The 2,166-nt window shown below is 64.6% G+C and carries 2 protein-coding genes and 2 pseudogenes; 1 reads left to right on the plus strand and 3 read right to left on the minus strand.

Going from position 1 to position 2,166, the window contains the following annotated elements; genetic code table 11:
• A pseudogene (locus AB4Z09_RS28925) lies at positions 1-186 on the minus strand (hypothetical protein); the annotation flags it as partial.
• 59 nt (positions 187-245) lie between these two features.
• On the opposite strand from AB4Z09_RS28925, the gene AB4Z09_RS28930 reads away from it, so the two are divergent.
• Positions 246-503: a hypothetical protein gene (locus tag AB4Z09_RS28930; RefSeq protein WP_442241376.1), complete on the plus strand. Its 258-nt coding sequence runs from the start codon at positions 246-248 to the stop codon at positions 501-503.
• A 100-nt stretch (positions 504-603) separates the two neighbouring features.
• Here AB4Z09_RS28930 and AB4Z09_RS28935 read toward each other — a convergent pair whose 3' ends face one another.
• Together AB4Z09_RS28935 and AB4Z09_RS28940 are read right to left on the minus strand one after the other, a co-directional pair.
• The gene (locus AB4Z09_RS28935) at positions 604-1,605 is read right to left on the minus strand and encodes a hypothetical protein (RefSeq protein WP_442241377.1); all 1,002 of its coding nucleotides are present in this window, start codon (positions 1,603-1,605) and stop codon (positions 604-606) included.
• Positions 1,606-1,842: 237 nt separating this feature from the next.
• A pseudogene (locus AB4Z09_RS28940) lies at positions 1,843-2,166 on the minus strand (hypothetical protein); the annotation flags it as partial.

The following is a 2,166-nucleotide window of genomic DNA, read 5'->3' on the forward strand; positions in this document are numbered from 1 at the left end:
CCGGGGAAGCGACGGTCGAGTCCGCGCAGCACCTCGTGACGCAGGAACGTCTGCTGGGTGTGCCCGTCCGGGACCGGGAAGATCGGCATCCGGTCGTGGTGGGCCCACACGTCGTCGTACGACTGCACCCGCTCGGCGATGAGCAGCGATGTCACACGCCTCCGGGACCTCGGAGTCCCAGATGGCTGCACTGGGACCACAAGACCGTGTCGCAACGCGGGACCGCCGCCCTCCTCAACTTCCGAATGGATTTTCTCCTACTGCTACCAGGCCATCGCATCGTCCTCGAAGTAGACGGTAAGCAGCACTACACCGACGACCGCGGTCACGCCTCGCCCGCAAGATACGCAGACAACGTCCGGGCCGACCGCGACATGAAGTTGTGCGGATACGACGTGTTCCGCTTCGGCGCTTACGAACTCCGCACCAAACAGCACGCACTCCCGTTACTCACCGAGTTCTTCGACACCCTCTTCGCCCGATACGGAGTCACGACGGAGTGACGTGCGTCGGGGATGTCTGCGCAACGGCACGCACTCGACCGCGCCACACGAAAGTCGGTCGTTCACCAGTGGCGAAGAAGCGCCAGCGTCGGCGATTTCGCTATCGCCGGCCGGACCGGCTCCGCCTGGGATTATCGATACGGCGTTGCCGATCCACTGGCTCACCCGGGTGCAGCGTCTGCTGAAGATGAGCGATCGCCTCGTCGTCGAGGTCGGTGTGGAGGGCTCCGGCGGCCCAGTCCCACTTTGGCGTCGACCACACGTAGCACCGCGCACCCCACTGCGGCTCCCACCCCTCGGTGCTTCGCGGGCGGCGTGAGAGCATCGTCCGGTCGTTCGTCGCGTCGAATGCCCCGGTCTCCGGATCTTGGGACGGCACCCGATCGGGCGTGAAGTCCAACGGCACCCGTGTCCGAATAGGTGAATCGGTGACTGCATCGCGGAACCACTTCGTCTGCTCACGTTCGAGCGCGATGCGGCGGTCGCGGTACATCTGCTGTTCTTCTTCAGCGGTGAGCACCGGGCCGGTCCAGACGAACATTTCCTCATCGACGTGCTGGCCAACGAGAAGGTCCACGAACTGCGCCCCCAACCCCGCCTGCTCGACCCGTTCGCCGAGCATCTGTCCCGTCTCGATGTCTACCCAGATTCGCAACGGGTACGGCTTCCGTGGAGGTGGCGCCAACTCGACCGTCCAGCAGCGCCGGCCCGCGAACTCGACCTCCTCGACCGGACCGACCGGCTGCGCGAAGTCGTCGCTCGACCATTCCGATGCGCTGCGGCGACGAAGCAGGAACTGGCTGTCTCCCAGGTACTGCACCTGGTCGGCGGACCCGACTCTCGGCCGCTCCGGATCCCGCGTGAAGTCCCACGCGTTCGACCCATCCGTAATGAAGACGAGTGTTCCGTCCTCGCGCTCGACTCGCAGTCGTGCACCGCGGCGCCACACCCGGCTACCGTCACCCGCAGCGACCAGAAGCGTCCGCCCTACGGTCGCGAAGTTCTCGGTGTGTCCCTCCGGGTGCACCGCCCGAATCGTGCCGCGCAGCGACAGATCAGGGCCTGAGGTTAGCGCTTGGAGAACCTCGATCCACTCCGTCATCACTCGACACTAGCGAGACCCATTCCACCTATGAAGCGGATGCGCGAGAGGGCAACGGGAAGAGCGTCGACCGGCAGTCGATTGACCCGTGTACCGCGGCCACAGTGAAGTGATGACCGGCAGGGAGGCGCCTGTCTAGCGGCGGGCAATCCTTCGATCCGAGTGTCATCGATCTCAACCTTGACGATCAGGGGCAAGCGCAACTTGCATTCTTGGGAAGAAGTCGCGTCCGGCTCATCAGGTATGCGGTGCGGCAGCGTCGTCGAGAAGGGCTGCGACGTCGAGCACCGGTGGCCACTGCATGCTGATAGTGGGTATCGATCGCACACCGTCGGCTGTGATCCATACGGTTCCGGCGTCGTCGATCGTCACACTGGGTCGGGTCGTGTACACCGGTGTGCTGCTGACAGGTTCGAGGGTGTCACTGTCGCGGAGGGTGAATATCCAGAATTGGCGGCTGGTGCCCGTGTGCGTGTTGGGTACGGGCAGCGGAAAGCCGCCGTTTCGTGCGCTTTCGTCGGGAGGATGGTGCACTCCCCAGACATACGGTCCGACCTGACC

The organism is Rhodococcus sp. TAF43, assembly GCF_052113525.1.
Taxonomy (GTDB): domain Bacteria; phylum Actinomycetota; class Actinomycetes; order Mycobacteriales; family Mycobacteriaceae; genus Prescottella.